The following is a 21329-nucleotide window of genomic DNA, read 5'->3' on the forward strand; positions in this document are numbered from 1 at the left end:
AGAAGAAGCTCAAGATCATGACCGGAGACCATAGAAACACCACACGACTCAAGGCAAAGCGCAAACACCCTGCTCCCGTACCCCGTCAAGGCTAATCGCCACACGAAAACTAAGCGGGGAGAATGTGTCGTAGGCAGTGCGGGCCCAGATGGTCCGGCAGCCCCGCCAGTTCGCGCCAGTGCTGGAACCGTTGATTGACCGCCCGCTCGGAGATCATCTCGTCACGTTCGGTCGGGAACATCACGCCGTCGTCCTCGCGGTCGACGTAGAACAGCGGGCGGACGTTCTCCAGGTAGATTCGCACGGTCTGCACCGCCCACGGCCAGACCGAGATCACCATCCGTCGCCGAGGTGGTTGCCCGGCACTGGGCTTGCCCCACCGCACTGCCAAGGCGGCGTGATCACCGAACTCGGGCAGCTTCGCCTGCCGGCGCCAGTCGTGCGTCTCCAGTCGCGCCGCCTCCCGCCGCCGCAGACCCCAGCCGTACAGCGTGGTCAACAGCGCCAGATCACGAGCCGCCGTCAGCGCTCCCTTGTGCCCCTCGGTCCGCAGCCGCCGGATCTCCGGATCCATGCAGCCGAACAGGCTCTTGACCTCGTCCCTGCTCAGGGGCCGGTTCCCGCTGGGCTTGCCGATGTACTCCTGCGCGTGCCGGACCGCGTTCAAATCCCTGAGCGCGAACGAGGTGAACGAGCCGAACAGCTCCTGGCAGACCTGCGGCCACTCGTAGGCCGGATCGCTCAGATAACCCAGATATAGCGCCAAATCGTTCTGGTACTTCCGCATCGTGGACGTAGCCACAGTGTCCGCCAGCATCGCAGACCACCGGTCGAACAACACCCGGTTCCACACCGGCTCCCACGGATAGCCGTCCGCCACCGCCTGAACCTGCCGCGCGATCCGCAACCGCTGGCGAACTGTGTCCTTCGACAACCGCCGAGCCCGCTGATGATCGGCAAACCCCTGCAAGGTCTTCTCGAACACCGCCTCGGCCGGCCGCAGCATGGCCACACCCGGCACCACATGCAGCGTCGCTACACCCGGAACCGCCGACGAACCGCCCTCACGGCTGCGGTCCGCAGTGCGTCCTCCATCAACCAAATGTCACCCTCCGCAACCGCCCTAGTCGCAGACCGCCGCAATCTGATGCACTCGACGCACCAATAGCGCGCACGCTACACCATCTACGACGATCTTCAAGGTAGGTCCCGATCAACAAGGTGGGCACGTGGTACAACTGGGTCGTCGAGCGCACCGGCGACGCACGAGTTCAGGGCCGAGACCCCTTCGACCGTGATGCAGCCAACGCAACATTGCTCGAACTTCTTCAAACGTGCGCGAGACTCCTGGGCACGCAGGCCCATGCAGTTGAGCACCTGAGCGGGCCGGTTGATCGCACCTAGCTCGTTGACCAACTGCGTGACGAGTTTCCTTGCTGGGCCTCGCTTCTGGTCAGAGGTGCAGTAGCGAGCTGTTGCCGACGGCCAGCGCCCGCGCTGGCGGACTTGGGTCAGCAGGTCTCCCTGCTCTCGGTGGCGCTCCTCGTATCGGACGCCGTAGTGCAGGGCTTGCCGCCTAGCAAGGTCCGCGGTTCCTGGCCATTCGACGCGCCCCAGCGCGCAGTGCAGGACCGTGATCCGGTTCAGCACTCCCGCGTCAGCCGCGCAGCGGCAGACGACGTCGAGCATCGCCTGGGAATCCTTGCCACCACTGGAATTCACCAGAATAATGTCGTAGCGAGCCAGGTCCGGATCATCCATCTTTTCGTGGCAGTCGTGGTGACCCATGCGCGCTCACCCGACGATCTCGATGCTGTCGAGGCGGCGCACGTGCTCGACCTCGTCGTCCTCCACAGAACACATCGCGTCGTAGAGAACAGCCGGGTTCTTCTGCAGCAGGTCCCGCAGCTCTCCGATCGTCGCGCTCACTGCGAGCTGCTGGCGGGCGCGGTCCGCGTCTTGGTTTACGGCTGACGGATCGGATGTGAAGACGGCGCGGGCTTCGTCCACCGTGAGTGTCATCGCGAACTTCTGCATGAATGTCCACGAGATACGGAATTCTTGGGCACTCATAAAGATCTCCAGTCAGGACAGAGGGTCTGTGGAGACGGCATCGGATGCCGTCTCCACAGGCGGATTTGTTTGTCATTGATGTGGCCGAGAGCGACGTGGGGCCGACGGGCCAGGATGCGGGTGGTGGTTCTTGTGCAGGATGCTGGCGGGCTTCTCGGTCGGCCGCGAAGACGGCCCGGCCCACTACTCGTTGCTATCCAGGCGGAGCAGTTCGGCCAGCGCCTCCGGCGCCTTCTGCGCCGTCGGCGAGAACGGCGTGGATGCGGTCGCCGATGTTTCGGAGGCTTCGAGGGCTTCCAGCTTCCGTCGCACGGCCGTGAGCGACTTGTACGGGTGGCCCGTGGCTCCATGGTCCTGGGCCGCCTGACTTTGCAAGTAGGAAACCATGATCGCGGCCTCCTCCGCGCTCATCTCGAAGACGGCAGTGGTCGCGGTCAGCCGGACTTTCGCCGCCTGCTCGCTGCTCATCGTTTCCCTGAGCGCCCGAACATTATCGTTGGTGAGTTTGGTCAGTTTCACTTCGGCCATTGCTTTTTCCTTTCTTTCCTCCGTTTCCGCCGGGCCTGTCGCTGCTCGGCGGCTATCGATCGCAGCCGATCTCGGCGAGGTAGTCATCCCGGCCGTCGCTGATGGCGGCGGCGAGATCGATGTCGAGGGCGTCGGCAAGGTGGTGCAGGTCTGCGAAGAAGTCGCCTATGAGGGCGTGGAAGGTCTCGTAGCCGCCGCCGACCTGCGCGGCATAGGCGTTGATGGCCGTTGCCGCGAATCCGGCCTTGCGGGTGTTGTCGTGAATGATGTCGTCCTGGTTGGCGGTGTCCCGGGGCTCGCCGTCACCTGCGAACATCGCCGGGTCTAGTTCGTCGATACCGACAGGCCCGAGTGGACGTACGCGATTTGACTTGGCATGCATGGCTTTCCTCTGTTTCCGCTGTCGTTCGATCTGACATCTGCGCGGCACAGCCGCGCAGTTGAAGGCGTGGCTGAGAAAAGCGGAGGGGGCCGTCAGGGACGACCCCCTCCTGCCCGCGATGGCCAGGGCCCGCATCGCGGTCGGGTACCGGCCCGGTCAGTCCGCGCGCTCCCACTCGAAGTTGGCACCAATCGAGAAGCGGCCGTCCTCGGCGGCGGTGATCCGGTCAGGCAGGTATCCGTCTTCGCCGATGGCCTGGTGGTCGACCATGACGATCGTGTCGCCGTCCCAGTAGGCGAGGTCAGATCCCTCGGGGTATTTGCGGGCGGTGTCGCTGATCCAGGCGACGACCACCTCGGCCACGGTGCGCCTGAAGCGGGGGCATCCCGCCCTGCTCCACCCGTGGATCTCCGAGGCGAGCGCAGGAAAGGCGGGGTCCGTGCCGTCGATGTTGATTGTGACCAGGATTTCGTCGTCCTCGGGCACGAGCCGGGCGGACTCGGCCAGCAGATCGGCATCTGCCTGCGGATCGGTTGGCGGGGCGGTGAGTTCCCAGGGCCATTCGCGACCGATCGCGTAACGGCCGTTTTCGTCCGGCTCGATCCGGTTTGGCCTGACCTCAGTCTCCTCGGGGTTCGGTACGCGGTTCGTCAGGAGGAACAGCATGTCGGCGTAGGTCTCCAGGAGGGTCAGCACGTCGCCGTCGAAACTGGCTGTGTCTGGCCAGTCGTCGGGGTCCTGCTCGTGCATCTCGTTGAGCCACGAGACAACGGCCTCGGCCACCGGGCGCCGGAACCGGGGCACAGCGAACCCGCTCCAACGCTCATCCTCGATGACCGCCGGGAACACCTGCGTGGTGTCGGCGAGGGCGACGTACACCTCTCCGTCGGTCGAGGTGAGATTCGGTGCGGACATGACAGATCCTTTCCTTAAACAGAGGAGTTATCGGGTGGTGGTGATCGGCTGGGTGGTCCATGCGTAGAGATCGCATGCCATGCAGGCGTGCTGGCGGCAGTAGAGGGTGTGCGGTGCGCTGCTGGCCTGCCGGGTTGCGCGCCGGTGGCAGTAGCGCGGCGGGCGTCCGTTGCCGAATTCGGTTTGCCAGGCGCACACCCGGAGGCGGCGGAGGAAGACCACGAGGCCCGGTCCACCGTTGACGCCGAACCATCTGCCGCCGTCGCCGTCGGTGGCGTGCCAGGTAAAGCGGGTCCAGCGGTGCCCGGTGGGCGTGATGGCTCGTTCGCCAGCCTGGTGCCGGTCGGCCGGGTCGATGGTGGCGAGATGCCCACCAGACCAGGTTGTGAGCGTGGCACTGTCGCAGGCGACGTAGGCAGCGAAGCGGGTCGCGTGGTTGAGTGCGTCCCGCTGTCGTTCGTCGGCGCAGGCGTAGCAGGCAGTCGCACCGGTAGCGGAGTCGGTCGCGAATCCGGTGCCGATTCCGTCGGGCACCGGAACATGTCCGCAGTCGAGCCGAATGGCCGAGGGGGCGACGGTCGTGGTGTTCATGGCGATTTCCCTTACTGTTGGGAATGAAATGATTTGAGGCGCGCCTTCGTGCGCGGTGACCCATATTTCGGCGACGGGCCGGGGTCTGGAGTACGTGCATCAGTTGATCCGGTCGGTGCCTGGTGCCTCGTACGCCTCGACGATCTCCGGCGGCATCTGCTCCGTGGTGCGGTGGCCGCGCAGTTTGTGCCAGGCAACGGTCCAGGTGGCTTCTTTCTCTCCCGGCCGTGGTGGTGGGAAGACCGGGTTCGGCACGGTTACCGACTTCTTGTTGACCCGCCGTATCCGCATCCACATGTTGTTGTAGAGCACCCAGTCGCCCTTGCTCACGGTGTCCGGCCCCAGCGTGGACGCCTTTCCCTCGGCTTGGAGCTGGGCGTAGACGCCCTTCCAGTAGTCGATCTGTTCGGTGAGCGTGGCGATTTCGCGCCGCAGGTAGACCGCGCGCTCCTCGCCAGGGTGCTGGATTCCCCAGCGGTGCCGCGGCTTGCCGTGCTCGTCGGTCTCAGTCACCCAGCCCGGTTCGCCGTCGAGTTCGCGCTGAAGACGCCGACGGCCGGCTTCCTGCTTCTCGATCCGGTTGGCCACGGTGACCGAGTTGTTGCGGGCACCGACGTGGTGTGAGGCCGTTTCGGCGCGACGCGCCAGCTCGTCGGCGTACTCGCCTTGCTTGATCGACTTGCCGAGGTTGTTCCAGGCGCGCTCGCGCCGGTTGCGGTCGGCCTTGTAGCTGTGGTGACCAACTAGCAGCGGCTGGCCCATTGGGATGTCGTGGAAGACGTAGTCGGCTTTCGCCCGCGTGGCATCGGCCTGGGCCTGGTGCTTCCCAGAGCGCTCGGTGAGTCGGCCCACCCGGTCATCCATCCGGTCGGCAAGATCGGTTTCCTGCTGTTCGACGCTGGGCATGGTGTCGTCGATATCGCGCTCGACGGTGTAGCCCGCGTCGGTAAGCACGCGCTCGATGTCAGCGATGGCGTACGGCTTGGACTGGCGGTGCCGGGAGGACCGCAGCAGCCACGCTGTGGCGTAGCGGGACCACGTCCACGACGGGTGGGCCTTCAGCGCCAAGTGCGCAGGACTGTTACGGGTGGTGCCCTCGACGGTCGTGCCGGACTCGTAGTCATGATGGATTGTCAGAGTTCCCAAGGACATGGCGATGTGCCTCCTTCACTTCGTTTCGCCCGTGGTGCGGGCCGTCCTGTTCGGTCCGCCCAAATCTGGGCAGGTCAGTGGTCCTGGTCCCAACCCACCGTTCGCGGGAATGTCGCCAGGAACGCAGCGACACGGGCGGCATCGCCCGGGGCGACCGAGAAGGCGAATGCCACGCGTCCGCCGTTGCGGGGCACCGTGGCGGTGCCGGCCAACGGCCCCCGGTAGCGCACGATTGCTTCTTGCGGGTCGTGGCCGAGCGGACTGGGTCCGGGCGTGTGCACGGTCGCGCCGAGCGGGTCCGCGATGGCGTTCGCGAGCCGGTCGCGAGCAGCGGCCTGGTCATCGATTCGCTGTTTCAGCTCGCGGGTTTCCGCGAGGGTGGCCCGGTAGCCGGGCAGCAGCCGCCGGGCAGTCTCGGCAGCGACGGTTTCCGGTGTCTTCGCCGGAGATACCGTGATGTCGTGTGATGGCACCGGGTTTCCGTGGCGGTGCCGGATAGTCGCCAGTTTGGCCGGGAGGCTGGCGGACAGCCTGAGCCGTGGTGTCTTCTCCCAGTCGGAGTAGCACACGTGAAGCTCTTCACCGTCTGGGCCGATGAGATACCGGTCGCGGTGACCGTGGTGGCCCAGTCCGACCGTCCATGTCCCGTCGAGCGCTTCCGCCATCGCTACCGCGAATGCCTGCATGTCCATGGGTTGGTTTCCTTCCTGTGTCGCGGATTTGTGTGCGCCGAAATTGGTTCGGGCACCGGTTGTGGCCATCTCGCGGCCACGGCACCCGCGCGGCGCATGGCCGCGCGGGCACCGAAGCGGCGACGGTTCTTGTCAGACCGAAGCCAGCACCTTGCCGAGCGTCGTCACGGTGTCCTAGTCGAGCGCGTCGGCTTTTCCGTCCACTGCGCGGGACATGTTGCGTTCGGCGCGGGAGGCGTTGCGCACGATCGCTTCGTGGTGGGTGTAGGTGTTGATGGCCTGCACCACTCCCCACGCGGTACCGCGCCACGGGCTGACCCGGTTGTCGGTGTTCCACAACCGGTTGAGCGCGGCCCGTTCGTTCGTTGCGGTAGTGCGGGCGCGTCCCTTCTCCTCGGGAACCGGGGTGTGCGCGTCCAGGAAGGCGCGCCATGCCTGCTCGGTCACGGTCGTTTCGCACAGGGCCTTGACCTCGGCGGCGAATTCCTCGGCCACGGTGTGCACCATCGCGAGCGCGTCGCGGGCCTCCACGATGCGGAACTTGCCGTTCTTTGAGGGCTCTTCCCAGATGAGGGTGTAGGTCGGCCGGACGCGTCGGTCCGCAGATAGACGTCGAGGTCTCCCGACGACGGAGGTTCCTACGCCATCCATCCGAAAGACCTCGACGTGTCCGACGCTACCCCGCCGGCCGGCTTCGGCCGCCCTGACCTGACCGCCTTCGCGGCTCATCCCAATCGACCCTGATCGGGTCTGCTGACCCCCTCGACGAGAACGCAGCGACATCACAGCCACCCAACCCCGACCGTTCGGGAAGCCGGGGCACGTCACATGGCCTGTGCTGCGGGCGTGTCGAGTGGGTCGTCCAGGGGCGACGCAGGAGCGTCGACGCGACGTGCTGAGAGGTGGTTCCAACCGAGCGCTAGGACACCGGCTACAGGCATGGCGATAGGTCAGGAACGGCGTCGCTCCCTGCGCAGGAGGGAGCGCAGAGTCTCGGCGTTCGCGTAGCCGACCCGTCGCGCGATCTCGGCGGAGGTGAGGTCCGTGGTTGCTGAGAGGTGCCGAGCTCGTTCGATGCGAAGCCGTTGGACGAAGCCGAGCGGAGTGAGGTTGAGCGCCGCACGGACTCGTCGTTCGAGGGTGCGCCGGCTGGTGCCGAGCGACTGCGCGACGACGGCGACGTTGAACGGTTCGTCCAGGCGGACGCGCACGAAGCGTTCGAACTCGACGACGATCGAGTCCTCGTGCCGGAGATGTTCGTAGGCGACGAAGGCCGCCTGCGACGGGCGCTCGTCGATGATGAGGAGCTTGGCGACATGTTGGGCCAGGTCGGGGCTGATCGATCGCACGAGTGAGAGCGCGAGGTCGATGTGGGCGAAGGCGGCGCCGGCGGTGACGAGGTTCCCGTCGACCACGACCATGGTGTCGAGATCGAGGGCGACGGTCGGATAGCGCTTCAGGAACTCCGGCCCCAGGAACCAGCTGGTCGTCGCCCGCCGATGATGCATCCGTCCGGTCTCGGCGACGGCGAACACGCCGGTGCACGCCGCGGCGATCCGGGTGGTCGCGTCGTCGAGGCGCCCGAGTGAGGCGATGACCGAACGAGCATCTCGGCTCTGGAGGGCGTCGTGGGTCGCGGCGGCCGTGAGGGTTCCAAGCGCAGGGACGACGACCACGTCGAACTCTCCGGACTCCGACAGCGGGTGGTCCACCGACAGGGTCATCGATGCCGTCGTGGTCACTCGCCGTTTCGGCCCGAGGATGGCGAGTTCGATCGGGTCGATCCGCGGGTCGACATCGCCGCGGGCTCCGTCGGCCACCCGCACGATGTCGATGACCGACGCGACCGCCGAACCGAAGCAGCCGTCGATCGCGATCAGTCCGATACGCATGGCGCGAACAATAGCAATACTGCCGTATACGCCACTCCCCACCGGCCCTCGCTCGTCATACGCTGAACTCGCCCCACGAAGAACCCCGACTTCAAGGAGAACCCCTCATGTCCACACCCGCATCACTTCCGTATGCCTTCGTCGCCAAGATCGTCGCGGCCGATGGACAGCACGACGCGCTCGCCGATCTGCTCGCCGGCGCTGTCGCACTCGCCAACGAAGAAGTAGGAACGATTGTCTGGTTCGCGGCTAGGACCCACGCCGACACCTTCTGGATCTTCGATGCATTCCCCGACGAGGCCGCTCGCGACGCCCACGCCAACGGCGCCATCGTCGCAGCCCTGATGGCCAACCAGCACCTCCTCGGCGCAGCACCCGAGATCCTGGCGGCCGACGTCCTCGCGTCCAAGCTCCCGTAGTCCGCCAACGCACGAGACGATCGCGCCCCGCCGAGCCGTCGGACCCGACCGCCTCGACACCCGCACCACGTTGACGATCCCCGACGGGCCGATCACGAGGAGGCCAGGCAACACCAGGCGCAAGCCTGGAGCGGCACTGTTTCACCGGTGGTCATCGAGAGAGCCAGCGCGGTTCCATGGCAGCGCAACTGTGTCAACTTGCCCTCCGTCCCGCGAGGCGCCGTGGGCGGGTCGTGGTTGCGATCCGTTGCCGTGACGGGAGACGCGTTGCGCGTCGCAGCGATGACGGGTCGTTGGCGTTCCGGGGCGTTGCGTTCGTGCGCGCCGCGCGTGCGGCATGGAGCATCTCGCTGCGCACACAACGATCGCTGCGCCGACGCACCGTTGACACCTCGCACGTCCAGGTCGCGACACAACGCCACGCTGCGTTGCCGAGCGGAGCGAGGCATATCGGCACACGGACAGGATGCCGGCCGCGAGCGCTCAGCCGGCGAGGGGTCCGTCGCAGAGGAGAGCGACGTCGGTGTCGGGCAGAGCCGTGAGGCCAGCGCATCGCGCGACCACCAGAACCGAACCGCCCCTGCCCTGCGTTTGCGCAGGTCAGGGGCTGTTCGCCGGAGTCGCCTGTCGGAATCGAACTGACGACCTAATCACGTCGGCTTTGCGGGCTCTTCCCAGATGAGGGTGTAGGTCGGCCGGGCGCGTCGGTCCGCAGATAGACGTCGAGGTCTCCCGACGATGGAGGTTCCTACGCCATCCATCCGAAAGACCTCGACGTGTCCGACGCTACCCCGCCGGCCGGCTTCGGCCGCCCTGACCTGACCGCCTTCGCTCGACTCGACGGCCTCGGTCTGAGCGTGACCGGGCAACGACTTGAACCGGATCGTGCGGTGCGATGGCGCCGGCCCAGCAAGGCTGCTGGACATGGTCGAGGGCCGGTCGAAGGCGGCGTTCAAGACCTGGCTCGCCGACCGCGACGACGCCTTCCGTGACGCGGTCGAGGTGGTCGCGATGGACGGCTTCACCGGGTTCAAGACCGCCGCTGCGGAGGAGATCCCGGACGCGGTCACGGTGATGGATCCCTTCCACGTCGTGCGCCTGGCCGGTGACGCCCTCGACAGGTGCCGGCGCCGGGTCCAACTCGCGATCCACGGGCACCGTGGGTTCAGGGACGACCCGCTCTACAAGTCGCGGCGCACGCTGCACACCGGCGCGGACCTGCTCACCGACAAGCAGAGCGACAGGCTACGCGCGCTGTTCGTTGATGACGCTCACGTCGAGGTCGAGGCGACCTGGGGTGTCTACCAGCGCATGATCGCCGCCTATCGCCACGAGGACCGGCAACGTGGCCGCGAGCTCATGGAGAAGCTGATCACCGACCTCAGCGCCGGCGTCCCCAAGGTGCTCACCGAGCTCACCACCCTGGGCCGGACCCTGAAGAAGCGAGCCGCCGACGTGCTCGCCTACTTCGAACGACCCGGCACCAGCAACGGGCCGACCGAGGCGCTCAACGGACGGCTCGAACACCTGCGCGGCTCCGCACTCGGGTTCCGCAACCTGACCAACTACATCGCCCGAAGCCTGCTCGAGACCGGCGGCTTCAGACCCCAACTCCTACACCCCCGATTGGGATGAGCCTGGCCGGCAGCCGACGGTCAGCAGGAACGAGACGGCCGGCGGCGAGGGTCACCAGAGCGGTGACGGCGAGCGCTCCACCCGACGGGCGTATTACGAGTAGTTCCCGTCCTTGGTGGACCCTGGTGGAGGTCGGCGGAAACCGGCTCTCCCCTGCGATTTCACGAGTTGCGCCCGACTGCTCTTGGTGGCAGTCGGCGGACCTGGTCAGCCTTCGAACCCGAGACGGACGCGGCTCAGCCGCTGCACGTCGTCGACCGAGTGGATGGTGGGGCACCGCTCCCGATGCCGGTGTCCACGAGTCCGCCGGCATCGTGTACCTCTGTCAGGGAGGGGCTCGCGCACGGGTCGCCGGGGGGCGCGACCCTGCGCCTCCGTGCCGGGAGGAGCCGGACCTGTAGGCGGTCAGCGGCCCTGGGTGATCCATTCCTCGAGGTGGGGGGCCTCGCCGCCGATGGTGGTCGAGTCCCCGTGTCCGGTCCGGACGGTGGTGTCCCCGGGCAGGGTGAGCAGGGTGCTGCGGATCGAGTCGATGATCGTGTCGAAGCTCGAGTAGGAGCGCCCGGTCGCGCCGGGGCCGCCCTGGAACAGGGTGTCCCCGGTGAACACGGTGCCCAGTTCGGGGGCGTAGAGGCAGGTCGAGCCGGGTGAGTGGCCGGGGGTGAGCAGGGCGCGCAGCTCGATACCGCCCGCGGTGATCACCTGCCCGTCGGTGAGGTCACGGTCCGGGGTGCGGTCCGGGTGGGTCATCTCCCACAGCGGCGCCTCGGCCGGGTTGAGCAGGATCGGGGCGTTGAAGGTGTCGGCCAGGCGCGGCGCCTGGTTGACGTGGTCGTCGTGGGCGTGGGTACACACCACGGCGACCACCCGGCGTCCCCCGATCGCGGCGGCGATCTTCTCCGGGTCGTGCGCGGCGTCGATGACCACGACCTCGTTCTCGTCACCGACCACCCAGACGTTGTTGTCGACGTCCCAGGTGCCCCCGTCCAGGGAGAACGTGCCGGAGGTGACGACGTGGTCGACCGGTCCGGGCGGGGTCACAGGACCACCACCGAACGCAGCACGTCACCGCGGTGCATCTTCTCGAAGGCGGACTCGATGTCGTCGAGCCCGATCTCCTCGGAGACGAACTTCTCCAGCGGCAGCCGGCCCTGCAGGTGCAGCTCGACCAGCGCCGGGAAGTCCCGGCTGGGCAGGCAGTCGCCGTACCAGGACGACTTGAGCGCCCCACCGCGGCCGAAGTACTCGATCAGCGGCAGCTCCGGGGCGACCATGTCCGGGGTCGGGACGCCGACCAGCACGACGGTGCCGGCCAGGTCGCGGGCGAAGAAGGCCTGCTTCCAGGTCTCCGGGCGGCCGACCGCGTCGACCACGACGTCCGCGCCGAACCCGCCGGTGGCCTCCTTGATCGCCTCGACCGGGTCGGTCTCGGCGGCGTTGACGGTGTGCGTGGCACCGAAGCCCTTGGCCCACTCCAGCTTCCGCGGGTCCCGGTCCACGGCGATGATCGTGGTCGCGCCGGCCAACTCCGCCCCGGCGATGGCCGCATCGCCCACCCCGCCGCAGCCGATCACGGCGATGGAGTCCCCGCGGCCCACCCCACCGGTGTTGATCGCCGCGCCGATCCCGGCCATCACCCCGCACCCGAGCAGGCCCGCGACCTGCGGCCGCGCGGCCGGGTTGACCTTGGTGCACTGCCCGGCGTGCACGAGGGTCTTCTCGGCGAACGCGCCGATCCCCAACGCCGGGGTGAGCTCCTGGCCCGACTTGAGCGTCATCTTCTGCGCCGCGTTGTGGGTGTTGAAGCAGTACCAGGGCCTGCCCTTGCGGCACGCCCGGCACTGCCCACACACCGCCCGCCAGTTCAGGACCACGAAGTCCCCCGGCGCGACCTCGGTGACCCCCTCACCCACGGACTCCACGATCCCGGCGGCCTCATGCCCCAGCAGGAACGGGAACTCGTCGTTGATCCCACCCTCCCGGTAATGCAGATCGGTGTGACAGACCCCGCACGCCTGGACCTGCACCACCGCCTCACCCGGCCCCGGATCCGGAATCACGATCGTCTCCACCGAGACCGGCTCGCCCTTCTTCAGCGAGACGACTCCACGGACCTTCTGCGACATCGGAACCTTCCAGTGACGAGGGGAGCGGCCGGCCCGCCGACGGGCCGGGTGACACGGGTGTGGGCGCGGCCCGAGCACGCGCCCACACCCGATGATCTGACGTGCTTAGTGCGCGGGCACGCCCGAGACGTGCGAGGACTGCTCGACGGCGTCCGGAAGCGCCGCCGCCGCGGCCTCCGCCTCGGGGGTGGGCGACGGCCCGCCGGCGAACTGCACGATGTGGTCGGTCAGCGTGAGCTTGCTCGGCGTGCCGTAGGTGAAGTAGGTCTCGAACGGGAGCTTCGCCCCGCCGATGGCCAGGCCGGTGTCGATGTCCGAGAACTGCCAGGTGCGGGTCTCCCAGTCCGGCTCGAGGGACAGGACGCCCGTGTCGCCGAACATCTCGATCCGGTTGCCGCCGGGCTCGAACACGTAGAGGAAGGAGCCCTGGGTGATGCCGTGCTTGTCCGGACCGGTCTCGATCTGGATGTCGTACTCGCGGAACATCTCTGCGGCGTCGATGTTGTGCTGCGGGATGCCGTAGTACATCGCCACGTGGTGCAGGCGGCCTCGCTCGCCGAGGGTGTCGCGCATGCAGGCGACCTCGTGTCCGAGGATGTTCGAGCTCATCCACGCGCCGATCTCGACCTGGCCGTCGACGACGCGCTCGGTCGTCCGGAAGCCGAGGTGACGTTCGAACGAGTTCCTCATGGGCGTCACGTCGCTGGCCATCAGGTTGATGTGGTCGATCCGCTTGACCGGCAAGCCCTGCAGCGGCTTCTTGGACGGCCGGCTGAGGATCTTGCTCTTCAGCTCCGGCGGGGCCTGGTACTTCTCGGCCTCCCAGACCAGCGACAGGTTGTGGCCGTCGGGCGACTGGAACTGCAGCGTCTTGCCGTAGCCGAACTCGTTCTCGTCCCAGGAGACCTCGACGTTCGAGTCCTGCAGTGCCTTGGCCCGGCGGTCCAGCGCCTCGGGCGAGCTCGTGCGGAGCCCGGCATGTCCCAGCCCGGCCTGCGGAGCCTCGGTGATCTTGATGCTCCACTGGTACGGGTCCTCGTACCCCCGGAGGTAGACGGACTGGCCCTCCCGCCGCGTCTCGTACATCCCGAGCAGCTTGGTGAAGAACCAGAGGGTGCCGTTGGGGTCCGGCGTGAAGAGCTCGGTGCGGGCGAGGTGGGCCACCTCGTGTCGGGGACTGGTCTCACTCATCGTTCTCTCCTCGGAACGTGGTGCGGTGCCGAGCACCGCTGTGGACGTGCCCGCTGAGCCGGAAGATCGGTTCCGACATCCCGGCAGCGGGCGGGCAGTGACGACGAGGTAGGCGCCGCGGACCGGGCGGCCGGGCGAGCGCCCACCGATCACCCCCGCCCTGATCGAGTGACCTCGTCGTCAGTGCTGCCATGCCGGTGAAGGTCGCAGAGTGCCTGCGAGCGGGCCATGCTCATCCGGCCACCCCGAACACCGGCCTCCGCGACGGCCGTCCCTTTCCGCACTCGCGGAAGGGCGGGTCCGTCAGAACAAGCCGCGTCGGGCACCGCTGTCGAGCGCGAGGGTGGCGCCGTGCAGGGCGACCGCCTCCGGGTCGAGCAGCAGCGCGACGGCCCATGCCACCTCGTCCACGGTGGTCAGGCGGTGCATCGGGGAATGCTCGCGGTACTCGTCGAGGACCTCGTCGCGCGTGATGCCCCGGTGGGCCGCCGCCTCGGCGAGCCGGCTCAGCCGCTCGGTGTCCAGTGGGCCGGGCGCGACGAGGTGCGCGGTCACACCGCGGGGTCCGTAGTGGTCGGCGAGCTGGCGCACGAGGTTCGCCAGCGCCGCGTTGGTCACTCCCGCACCGCACGTCTGCGGCTGGGGCTCGGAGCCGAAGTGCCCACCCACCGCGACGAGCCTGCTGCCCGGGCCGAGCATGGGCTCGACCGCCCGGACGACACGCAGCAGGCCACCCAGCTTCAGTCCCACCAGCGTCCCGAGGAGGCCGGGGTCGACCGACGACAGCGGCCCGCTCGCCGGCAGGCCCGCCGCCTGGACCACCATCCGCACCGGCTCGCCGACCCGTTCACAGGCGGTCGCGATCAGCGCACCGCTGCGGTCCTCGCCGACGTCCGCGGGACACGGGAGCACACCGGGATCGTCCGCGGCCATGCCGGCCAGCCTGCTCTCGTCGCGCGCCACCGCGACGACCGACAGCCCGGCCTTGCGGAGCCGGCGGAGGACGGCCCCGCCGACGGCGCCGGTCGCCCCGACGACGACGGCCTGCCCGCCGGCTTCAGGGCTCACTGGGGTACCCCCGCCGCCGCTCGGGCCGCGATCTCGGAGGCTCGCATGGTGGACGCAGGGGTCCCGCCGATGCCCCAGTCCTGTGGGTCGACCTCGATCGCGCGGCCCCGGACGAGCTCGCGTCGCACGTTCAGGTGGCTCACCACCAGGTCGGTGAACGTGGCCAGCAGGTTCTGTCGTTGGGCGAGCGGACGCCCCTTCAGGACGATGAACTCGAAGAACGGCGCGGTGGGGTCGGCCGGGTGCCCGGCCGGGGCGTCCACGTCGTCGACGAACGCACCTGCCACGAACGTCAACGCCGGGTCGTGGAACCGGACGAAGGCCCGCACCCGGTCCATGGGCGAGTTCAGCTCGTTTGCGTAGGCGTCGGCGCAAGCTGCCACCACGGCGCGGATGTCCTCCGGCGAGTGGCGGCCCTCGACCAGGTGCAGCGTCAGGATCGGCATAGCTGCGCAGTATGGGCGAGGCCGCGGCCGGTCGGGTGCATCGTCGTCGATATCCGAACCCGACGGCCGCCGCCCCGGGCGGTGTTCGACCATCCGGGAGGTCCCTCGGATCGGCCCGCTCCCGCGCCTAGCTTCCCAGGATCGAGGCCCACCTGAGGGTCCGGAACAGGAAGTGGTGACGATGACTGCGCGAGTACAGGCAGCGATCGTCGGTTCCGGCAACATCGGAACCGACCTGCTCTACAAGCTCCAGCGCTCCGCGCTTGTGGAGCCCCGCTACATGATCGGCATCGACCCGGCCAGCGAGGGGCTCAAGCGCGCTGCGGACATGGGCCTGGAGACCTCGGCCGAGGGCATCGACTGGCTGCTCTCGCGGCCGGAGCCCCCGCAGATCCTGTTCGAGGCCACCTCGGCGAAGGTCCACGCTGCCGCGGCTCCCCGCTATGCGGAGGCCGGGATCCGGGCGATCGACCTGACCCCCGCATCCGTCGGTCCCTACGTTGTGCCCGCCGTCAACCTCGACGAGCACATCGACGCCCCGAACGTGAACATGGTCAGCTGCGCCGGCCAGGCGACGATCCCGATCCTGTGGGCGATCAACGAAGCCGCCGACGCCTCCTACGGCGAGATCGTCGCCGCGATCGCCAGCGCGAGCGCCGGCCCCGGCACCCGGCAGAACCTCAGCGAGTTCAGCGAGAAGACCGGCCGGGCCCTGGCCGAGGTCGCCGGCGCCGACCGCGCGAAGGCCATCTCGGTGATCAACCCCGCCGAGCCGCCCATGATCATGCGGGACACGGTCTACGCGAAGGTCCGCAACCCCGACGCCACCCGCATCGAGCAGGCCGTCCGGGACATGGTCGCCAAGGTCCAGCAGTACGTGCCCGGCTACCGCCTGCGCTTCGTCGAGGTCGAGGGCGACCAGGTCACCGTCATGCTCGAGGTGGAGGGCGCGGGCGACTTCCTGCCCAAGTACGCCGGAAACCTCGACATCATCACCGCCGCCGCCGTCCAGGTCGCCGAGGCGATGGCACGCAACACCCTCACGGACGGAGTCCTCGCATGAGCGACACCCAGCGCCCCAAGGTCACCCTTGTCGACACCAGCCTGCGCGACGGGATGAGCAGCGTCTCTCACCAGTTCACCCCCGAGCAGGTCGCCGAGATCTCGAAGGGACTCGACAAGGCCGGGATCACCACGATCGAGGTCGCCCACGGCATCGGCCTCGGCGCCTCCTCCATCCAGTACGGGTTCGCCGCGGCCACCGACCCGCAGTACGTGCGCGCCGCCGTGGAGGCGACGAACCAGGCCGACATCGCCGTGCTCTACGTGCCGGGGATCGCCACGCTCGCCGAGCTCGAGGCCGCGATCGACGCCGGAGCGAAGACCGTGCGTGTCGCGGTGCACTGCACCGAGGCGGACTGCGCCGAGCAGCCCATCGTCTGGGCGCGTGAGCACGGCATGAAGGTCATGAGCTTCCTCATGATGAGCCACAAGCTCGAACCGGCCGCGCTGGCCGAGCAGGCTGCGAAGCTCGACTCCTACGGTGCGCAGGTCATCTACGTGGTCGACTCCGCAGGCGCCATGGTCCCGAAGGATGCCGGCGCCCGCGTCGCCGCCCTGCGGGACGAGGTGAAGGCCGATCTCGGCTTCCACGCCCACAACAACCTCGGGGTCGGCATCGCCAACGCGCTGACGGCCGCCGAGGAGGGCGCGACCTTCATCGACGGCTCACTGCGCGGGCTCGGCGCCTCCGCCGGCAATGCGCAGACCGAGGTCCTCGCGGCCGCGTTCGAGCGGGCGGGCTACGACACCGGCGTGGACCTGTTCCCACTGATCGACACCGCCGAGCACGTCGTGGCCCCGCTCATGAAGGAGCCGCAGATCGTCGACGAGACCGCGCTGATCCTCGGCTACGCCGGGGTGTACTCGACCTTCTTCCATCCCACCAAGCGGGCGGCCAAGAAGTACGGCGTCAAGGAACGCGACATCCTGATGGAGCTGGGTCGGCGCGGCGTCATCGGCGGCCAGGAGGACATGATCATCGATGTGGCCGCCGAGCTCGCCGGTCGCGGCGAGTACGCGACGCTGTCGGCGGCGGTGAGCGTCTGATGTCGGCACCCACCAGCGTCCGGCACCTGATCGGCGGGGAGTGGGTCGGCTCCTCCGACGGCGGAACGTTCGAGACCCACGACCCGCACGACCAGTCCCTGCTCGGCATCGTGGCGCGGGGTACCGCCGAGGACGGCACGCGGGCCGTCACCGCGGCCCGGACGGCGTTCGACGAGGGCCCGTGGCCGTCGATGACGCCCAAGGAACGAGCGCGGATCCTGCACGCGGTGGCCGACGCAGTCGATGCGCACCGCGACGAGCTGGCCTTGCTCGAGACCCGCGACGGCGGCAAGGTGCTCTCCCACATGCTGCACGCGGAGACCCCCCGCGTGGCGCACAACCTGCGCTTCTTCGCCGACTTCGCGGCCATGGCACCGAACGAGGCCTATCCCGACGGTCCGTTGCTGTCCTACGTGCTGACCCCGCCCGCGGGCGTGGTGTCGGCGATCAGCCCGTGGAACGCGCCGCTGATGCTCGCGTCCTGGAAGTTCGCCCCGGCGCTGGCCTTCGGCAACACCGTGGTGCTCAAACCTGCGCCGCAGACCCCCCTGTCCGCGGCGCGGTTCGCGGAGCTCGCGCTCGAGGCCGGGCTCCCGGAGGGCGTCCTCAACGTCGTTCAGGGTTACGGCGGCGACGAGGTGGCCGGCCCGCTCACCTCCGACCCCCGTGTCGACCGCATCACCTTCACCGGTTCCACCGCGACCGGACGCAAGGTCATGGCGGCGGCGGCGCAGAACCTCACGCCGGTCTCCGCCGAGCTGGGGGGCAAGTCCGCCAACGTCGTGTTCGACGACGCGGACCTCGAGATCGCCACGGACGTCGCGATCAAGGGCGTCTTCGCCGGCAGCGGCCAGGTCTGCCTGGCGGGCACCCGGCTGCTCGTCCAGCGCGGCATCCTCGACGACTACCTCGCCCGGTTCACCGAGAAGGCCCAGGCCCTCACTGTCGGCGACCCGAAGGTGGACGGCACCCGGATGGGCCCGCTGATCGAGGGCCCGCACCTGGACAAGGTCCACGGCTACGTCGAGCTCGCCCAGGCCGAGGGCGGAAAGGTGGTCACCGGCGGCACACGGCTCGGCGGCGACCTCGCCCGCGGCTTCTACTACCCGCCGACGATCATCACGGGCCTGACCAACCAGGCCCGCACAGCCCGCGAGGAGATCTTCGGCCCGGTCCAGACGGTGATCCCGTTCGACACCGAGGACGAGGCCCTCGCCATCGCCAACGACAGCCCCTACGGGCTGGCCGGGATTCTCTGCACTCAGAACCTCGACCGGGCCCACCGGCTGGCGGCGAGGTGGCAGGCGGGCATGGTCTGGATCAACTGCTTCTTCGAGCGCGACCTGCGGCTGCCGTTCGGCGGCGAGGGGCAGAGCGGTGTCGGTCGCGAGGGCGGCCCCTACTCGCGGGAGTTCTTCACCAACCCGCGCGCGGTCACCCTGCGGATGCACTGACAGCCCGGTACGGCAGACGAGGCCCGGCCCCCTCAGGGGCCGGGCCTCCGGCGTGCCTGCACCCCGACAGCCGTGGACCGGCCCCCGACGCCGCTGCGCCCCGCGGGAGATCTCCCGCGGGGCGCAGTCGTGAGGAGGGACGGGACGTCAGGGGATCGTCTGCTCCTCCGGGGAGAAGAGCATCGTGGCGCCCCCGGAGACGAAGTTCGTGACGTCCGCGGCGGCGGTCTGCCCCTCCGCCGACTCAGGAGGCTGCGGCGTCGACGTCGGGCACCGGGGGTGCGACGGTGAACTCCTCCTTGAAGATCAGCTTCGGGGCCATGCGCCTGCGCTTGAGGGCCTTCACCGCTGCGGCCACCATGGCCGGCGGGCCGCACAGGAAGGCGCTCATGCCCTTGCAGGAGGCGAAGTCGGCCACGACGGCGTCGGTCACCATGCCGGTAGCGCCGTCCCAGTCCTGTTCGCTCAGCACCGGCCGGTAGTGGACGTGGTCGTGGCGGGCGTCGAGCTCGCGGAAGAACTCGACGTCGTAGAGATCGACCTCCCGCCGGCCACCGTGGTAGACGTACAGCTCCGGTGCCAGGTCCTCGGCGAGTGCGTGCTGCACGATGGACTTCAGCGGCGCGAGGCCGGTGCCGCCCCCGATGAGGATCACGGGGCCATCGGTCTTGTCCACGAGGTGGAACTGGCCGAGGGGGCCGCGCAGGGAGATGCGGTCCCCCACCGACAGCGAGCGGAAGATCCAGCCCTCCGTGGCGGCGCCGCCCTCGATCAGCTTGATGTGGAACTCGAGCCGGCGGGTCTCCGACGGCGGGTTCGCCATGGAGTACTGCCGGGCGAGGGTCGTCCCGGGGAGCAGCAGCTCTGCGTACTGACCCGCGTTGAGCTGCATCTCCTCGTCGAGCTCGACGACCAGCCGGCGGGTCGCGGCAGCGATGTCGTCGAGCACGACGACGGTCCCCTCGTGATCGCGCAACGGGTGGCGGGGAACTCCGTCGTCGACGGCGCCCATCGGCTCGACCACGAGGTCCGAGCGCGGGGTGACCCTGCAGGCCAGGACCAGCCCGGAGTCGCGTTCCTCCGTGGTCAGGGTGTACTCGGGCGAGTCGCGGTGGTCGACCTCGCCGCAGAGGACCTTGAGCTTGCAGGTCCCGCAGGTGCCCTGGGTGCACGAGTGGGGTAGCCACTGGTTGGCCCGCAGGGCGGCATCGAGGACCGACTGGTCCTCTCCGACCGTGAGGTCCACGTCCTGGCCCGTGACTCGGACCGTGTACTTGTCAGCCATCTTCAGACGACTCCGCTCCAGCTCCGTTGCTCGGTCCCGCGGTGAGCGGGCTCCTAGACCTCCCATTTCACGAACAGCTGCTTGGGTCCGCGGAAGCCCCAGCCCCAGAAGTCGACCTCGTGGTCGGTGTCGAGCTCGAGGTTCGGGATCGCCTCGAAGAGCTCCTCGAGCCCGATGCGGACGACAGCGTTGGCGAAGTAGGTACCTGCGCAGGCGTGCTTGCCGGCGCCGAAGGTCATCGTCGGCTTGACCGGTCGGTCGAGGTCGTACTGGCTCGGCGCGTCGTAGGCGTGCTCGTCCTGGTTCGCCGAGCCGTAGGTGAGCATCACGATCGAGCCCTCCGGCAGGTCCACGCCGCCGACCGTGACGTCCCGTGCGGCCCGCTTGACGACCGCGGACCAGATCGGCGCGACCCAACGCATCCCCTCGGCGGCCGCCCGCGGGATCAGCTCGGGGTCGTCGATGACCCGCTCCAGCTGCTCGGGTCGGCTGAACAGACCCGCAAGAGTGGTGGCCATCGCGTGTCCGGGCTCCTGCATCGCCCCCAGGAGGAAGACGTACAGGTTGGGGTAGATGACGTCGCGGCTGCGGGTCTGTCCCTCGGGCATCCCGTCGTGCAGCCAGTGGGAGATCGCGGTGTGGTCGGGCTGGGTGATCCACTTGTCGATCTTCGGGTCGACGTGGGCGATGATCTCGGCCTTGGCCTCGTCACCCGGCCGGAAGCCCTCGGGGTTGGCGAACTCGCCGTTCTCGTCCACCGCGGCGTTGGTGAAGGACACGCTGAGCTTGTGGAACCACTCCCGGAGCTTGTCCGTGCTGACGTCGTCGAGGCCGAGCAGGTCGCCCAGTGCACGGACGCTGACCGGCTCGCAGTAGGCCTCCACGATGTCGACGTGGCCGTCGTTCTCGAAGGCGGCGATCCGCTCGCGGGCGAAGGGTCGGACCAGGTTATCGATGTACTTGTCCACGGCCGACGGCTGGAGGTGAGGCTCGACCATGTCGCGGAGCTCGCGGTGCTCCTCGCCGTTCGTGTTGAGCAGCGCGGCGGGGCCGAAGGTCCGGCCGCCGGCCGCCGAGATCACCGCGGGCCAGTTCTCGTCGTCACGGGCGATCTGCTCGCAGAGCTCGCGCGTGGAGACCAGGTGCATCCCGAGGGCGGGCACGAACGCCACCGGAGCCTCCTTCCGCAGCCGCTCGTAGAACGGGTACGGGTCGGCCTCGAGCTGCTCCATGGTGATGTCGTTGACGAAGTCCGGGGTGATGGTCACGGTGCTCCTCGTTCAGGTCGGGCCCGCCGGCGTTGGCGGGCGCTCATGCACTCGGTCCTAGGTTCGAGCGGCGCGACCGGCGTCACAACGCGCGTTCCGGCAT

At 68.6% G+C, this 21329-nt stretch carries 22 protein-coding genes and 1 pseudogene; 5 read left to right on the forward strand and 18 right to left on the reverse strand.

Features of this window, described 5'->3' with window-relative positions:
- Positions 1-109: 109 nt before the first annotated feature.
- From ABD793_RS41765 to ABD793_RS41815, 11 genes are all read right to left on the reverse strand, one after another.
- Positions 110-1006, reverse strand: a complete 897-nt coding sequence (locus ABD793_RS41765; RefSeq protein ID WP_344869390.1) for a tyrosine-type recombinase/integrase — start codon at positions 1004-1006, stop codon at positions 110-112.
- A gap of 191 nt (positions 1007-1197) precedes the next feature.
- Positions 1198-1788: an adenine nucleotide alpha hydrolase family protein gene (locus tag ABD793_RS41770; RefSeq protein WP_344869332.1), complete on the reverse strand. Its 591-nt coding sequence runs from the start codon at positions 1786-1788 to the stop codon at positions 1198-1200.
- A gap of 6 nt (positions 1789-1794) precedes the next feature.
- A complete protein-coding gene (locus ABD793_RS41775) occupies positions 1795-2073 on the reverse strand; it encodes a hypothetical protein (RefSeq protein ID WP_344869334.1) in 279 nt (92 codons plus the stop codon).
- Between the two features lie 183 nt (positions 2074-2256).
- Positions 2257-2601, reverse strand: coding sequence for a hypothetical protein (locus ABD793_RS41780; RefSeq protein WP_344869336.1), 345 nt, complete (start codon positions 2599-2601; stop codon positions 2257-2259).
- Positions 2602-2653: 52 nt separating this feature from the next.
- Positions 2654-2983 carry a hypothetical protein gene (locus tag ABD793_RS41785; protein ID WP_344869337.1) on the reverse strand — a complete coding sequence of 110 codons (330 nt, stop codon included), beginning with the start codon at positions 2981-2983 and terminating at the stop codon, positions 2654-2656.
- A 156-nt stretch (positions 2984-3139) separates the two neighbouring features.
- The gene (locus tag ABD793_RS41790; RefSeq protein ID WP_344869339.1) at positions 3140-3898 is read right to left on the reverse strand and encodes a hypothetical protein; all 759 of its coding nucleotides are present in this window, start codon (positions 3896-3898) and stop codon (positions 3140-3142) included.
- A gap of 27 nt (positions 3899-3925) precedes the next feature.
- Positions 3926-4489 carry a hypothetical protein gene (locus tag ABD793_RS41795; RefSeq protein WP_344869341.1) on the reverse strand — a complete coding sequence of 188 codons (564 nt, stop codon included), beginning with the start codon at positions 4487-4489 and terminating at the stop codon, positions 3926-3928.
- A 99-nt stretch (positions 4490-4588) separates the two neighbouring features.
- Entirely contained in the window at positions 4589-5557 is a 969-nt protein-coding gene (locus ABD793_RS41800; RefSeq protein WP_344869343.1) for a DUF3560 domain-containing protein, read from the reverse strand.
- 158 nt (positions 5558-5715) lie between these two features.
- A complete protein-coding gene (locus ABD793_RS41805; RefSeq protein WP_344869345.1) occupies positions 5716-6333 on the reverse strand; it encodes a hypothetical protein in 618 nt (205 codons plus the stop codon).
- 174 nt (positions 6334-6507) lie between these two features.
- Positions 6508-7116 carry a DUF932 domain-containing protein gene (locus ABD793_RS41810; RefSeq protein WP_344869346.1) on the reverse strand — a complete coding sequence of 203 codons (609 nt, stop codon included), beginning with the start codon at positions 7114-7116 and terminating at the stop codon, positions 6508-6510.
- Positions 7117-7283: 167 nt separating this feature from the next.
- Entirely contained in the window at positions 7284-8225 is a 942-nt protein-coding gene (locus tag ABD793_RS41815; RefSeq protein ID WP_344869347.1) for a GlxA family transcriptional regulator, read from the reverse strand.
- Positions 8226-8332: 107 nt separating this feature from the next.
- On the opposite strand from ABD793_RS41815, the gene ABD793_RS41820 reads away from it, so the two are divergent.
- Together ABD793_RS41820 and ABD793_RS41825 are read left to right on the forward strand one after the other, a co-directional pair.
- Positions 8333-8644: a putative quinol monooxygenase gene (locus ABD793_RS41820; RefSeq protein WP_006247389.1), complete on the forward strand. Its 312-nt coding sequence runs from the start codon at positions 8333-8335 to the stop codon at positions 8642-8644.
- An 894-nt stretch (positions 8645-9538) separates the two neighbouring features.
- Positions 9539-10279: pseudogene (locus tag ABD793_RS41825) on the forward strand (ISL3-like element ISPfr2 family transposase); the annotation flags it as partial.
- A gap of 405 nt (positions 10280-10684) precedes the next feature.
- Here the strand turns inward: ABD793_RS41825 and ABD793_RS41830 are convergent.
- The 5 genes from ABD793_RS41830 to ABD793_RS41850 all read right to left on the reverse strand — a co-directional run bounded on the left by ABD793_RS41830 (position 10685) and on the right by ABD793_RS41850 (position 15110).
- Complete coding sequence (locus tag ABD793_RS41830) at positions 10685-11320, reverse strand: MBL fold metallo-hydrolase (protein ID WP_344869348.1); 636 nt, start codon at positions 11318-11320, stop codon at positions 10685-10687.
- A complete protein-coding gene (locus tag ABD793_RS41835) occupies positions 11317-12405 on the reverse strand; it encodes an S-(hydroxymethyl)mycothiol dehydrogenase (protein WP_344869350.1) in 1089 nt (362 codons plus the stop codon). Before ABD793_RS41835 ends, ABD793_RS41830 begins: the two co-directional genes overlap by 4 nt.
- A 105-nt stretch (positions 12406-12510) precedes the next feature.
- On the reverse strand, positions 12511-13596 hold the full coding sequence (locus tag ABD793_RS41840) for a VOC family protein (protein WP_344869351.1): 1086 nt from the start codon (positions 13594-13596) through the stop codon (positions 12511-12513).
- A 303-nt stretch (positions 13597-13899) separates the two neighbouring features.
- Positions 13900-14664 carry an SDR family oxidoreductase gene (locus tag ABD793_RS41845; protein WP_344869353.1) on the reverse strand — a complete coding sequence of 255 codons (765 nt, stop codon included), beginning with the start codon at positions 14662-14664 and terminating at the stop codon, positions 13900-13902.
- Positions 14661-15110 (reverse strand): tautomerase family protein, encoded by a 450-nt coding sequence (locus tag ABD793_RS41850; RefSeq protein WP_344869355.1) that lies wholly within the window; start codon positions 15108-15110, stop codon positions 14661-14663. Before ABD793_RS41850 ends, ABD793_RS41845 begins: the two co-directional genes overlap by 4 nt.
- Positions 15111-15291: 181 nt before the next feature.
- On the opposite strand from ABD793_RS41850, the gene ABD793_RS41855 reads away from it, so the two are divergent.
- From ABD793_RS41855 to ABD793_RS41865, 3 genes are read left to right on the forward strand one after another with little or no spacing between them, the layout of a single operon-like run.
- Positions 15292-16173 (forward strand): acetaldehyde dehydrogenase (acetylating), encoded by an 882-nt coding sequence (locus tag ABD793_RS41855; protein WP_344869356.1) that lies wholly within the window; start codon positions 15292-15294, stop codon positions 16171-16173.
- Positions 16170-17219: a 4-hydroxy-2-oxovalerate aldolase gene (gene dmpG, locus ABD793_RS41860; RefSeq protein ID WP_344869357.1), complete on the forward strand. Its 1050-nt coding sequence runs from the start codon at positions 16170-16172 to the stop codon at positions 17217-17219. Before ABD793_RS41855 ends, dmpG begins: the two co-directional genes overlap by 4 nt.
- Positions 17219-18673, forward strand: coding sequence for an aldehyde dehydrogenase (locus ABD793_RS41865; RefSeq protein ID WP_344869359.1), 1455 nt, complete (start codon positions 17219-17221; stop codon positions 18671-18673). Before dmpG ends, ABD793_RS41865 begins: the two co-directional genes overlap by 1 nt.
- Positions 18674-18917: 244 nt before the next feature.
- On the opposite strand, the gene ABD793_RS41870 is transcribed toward ABD793_RS41865, so the two are convergent.
- Together ABD793_RS41870 and ABD793_RS41875 are read right to left on the reverse strand one after the other, a co-directional pair.
- Positions 18918-19958, reverse strand: coding sequence for an NADH:ubiquinone reductase (Na(+)-transporting) subunit F (locus tag ABD793_RS41870; protein WP_344869360.1), 1041 nt, complete (start codon positions 19956-19958; stop codon positions 18918-18920).
- Between the two features lie 53 nt (positions 19959-20011).
- The gene (locus tag ABD793_RS41875; RefSeq protein WP_344869362.1) at positions 20012-21226 is read right to left on the reverse strand and encodes a cytochrome P450; all 1215 of its coding nucleotides are present in this window, start codon (positions 21224-21226) and stop codon (positions 20012-20014) included.
- Positions 21227-21329 lie beyond the last annotated feature (103 nt).

This window comes from Amycolatopsis ultiminotia, assembly GCF_039536925.1.
GTDB lineage: Bacteria > Actinomycetota > Actinomycetes > Mycobacteriales > Pseudonocardiaceae > Amycolatopsis > Amycolatopsis ultiminotia.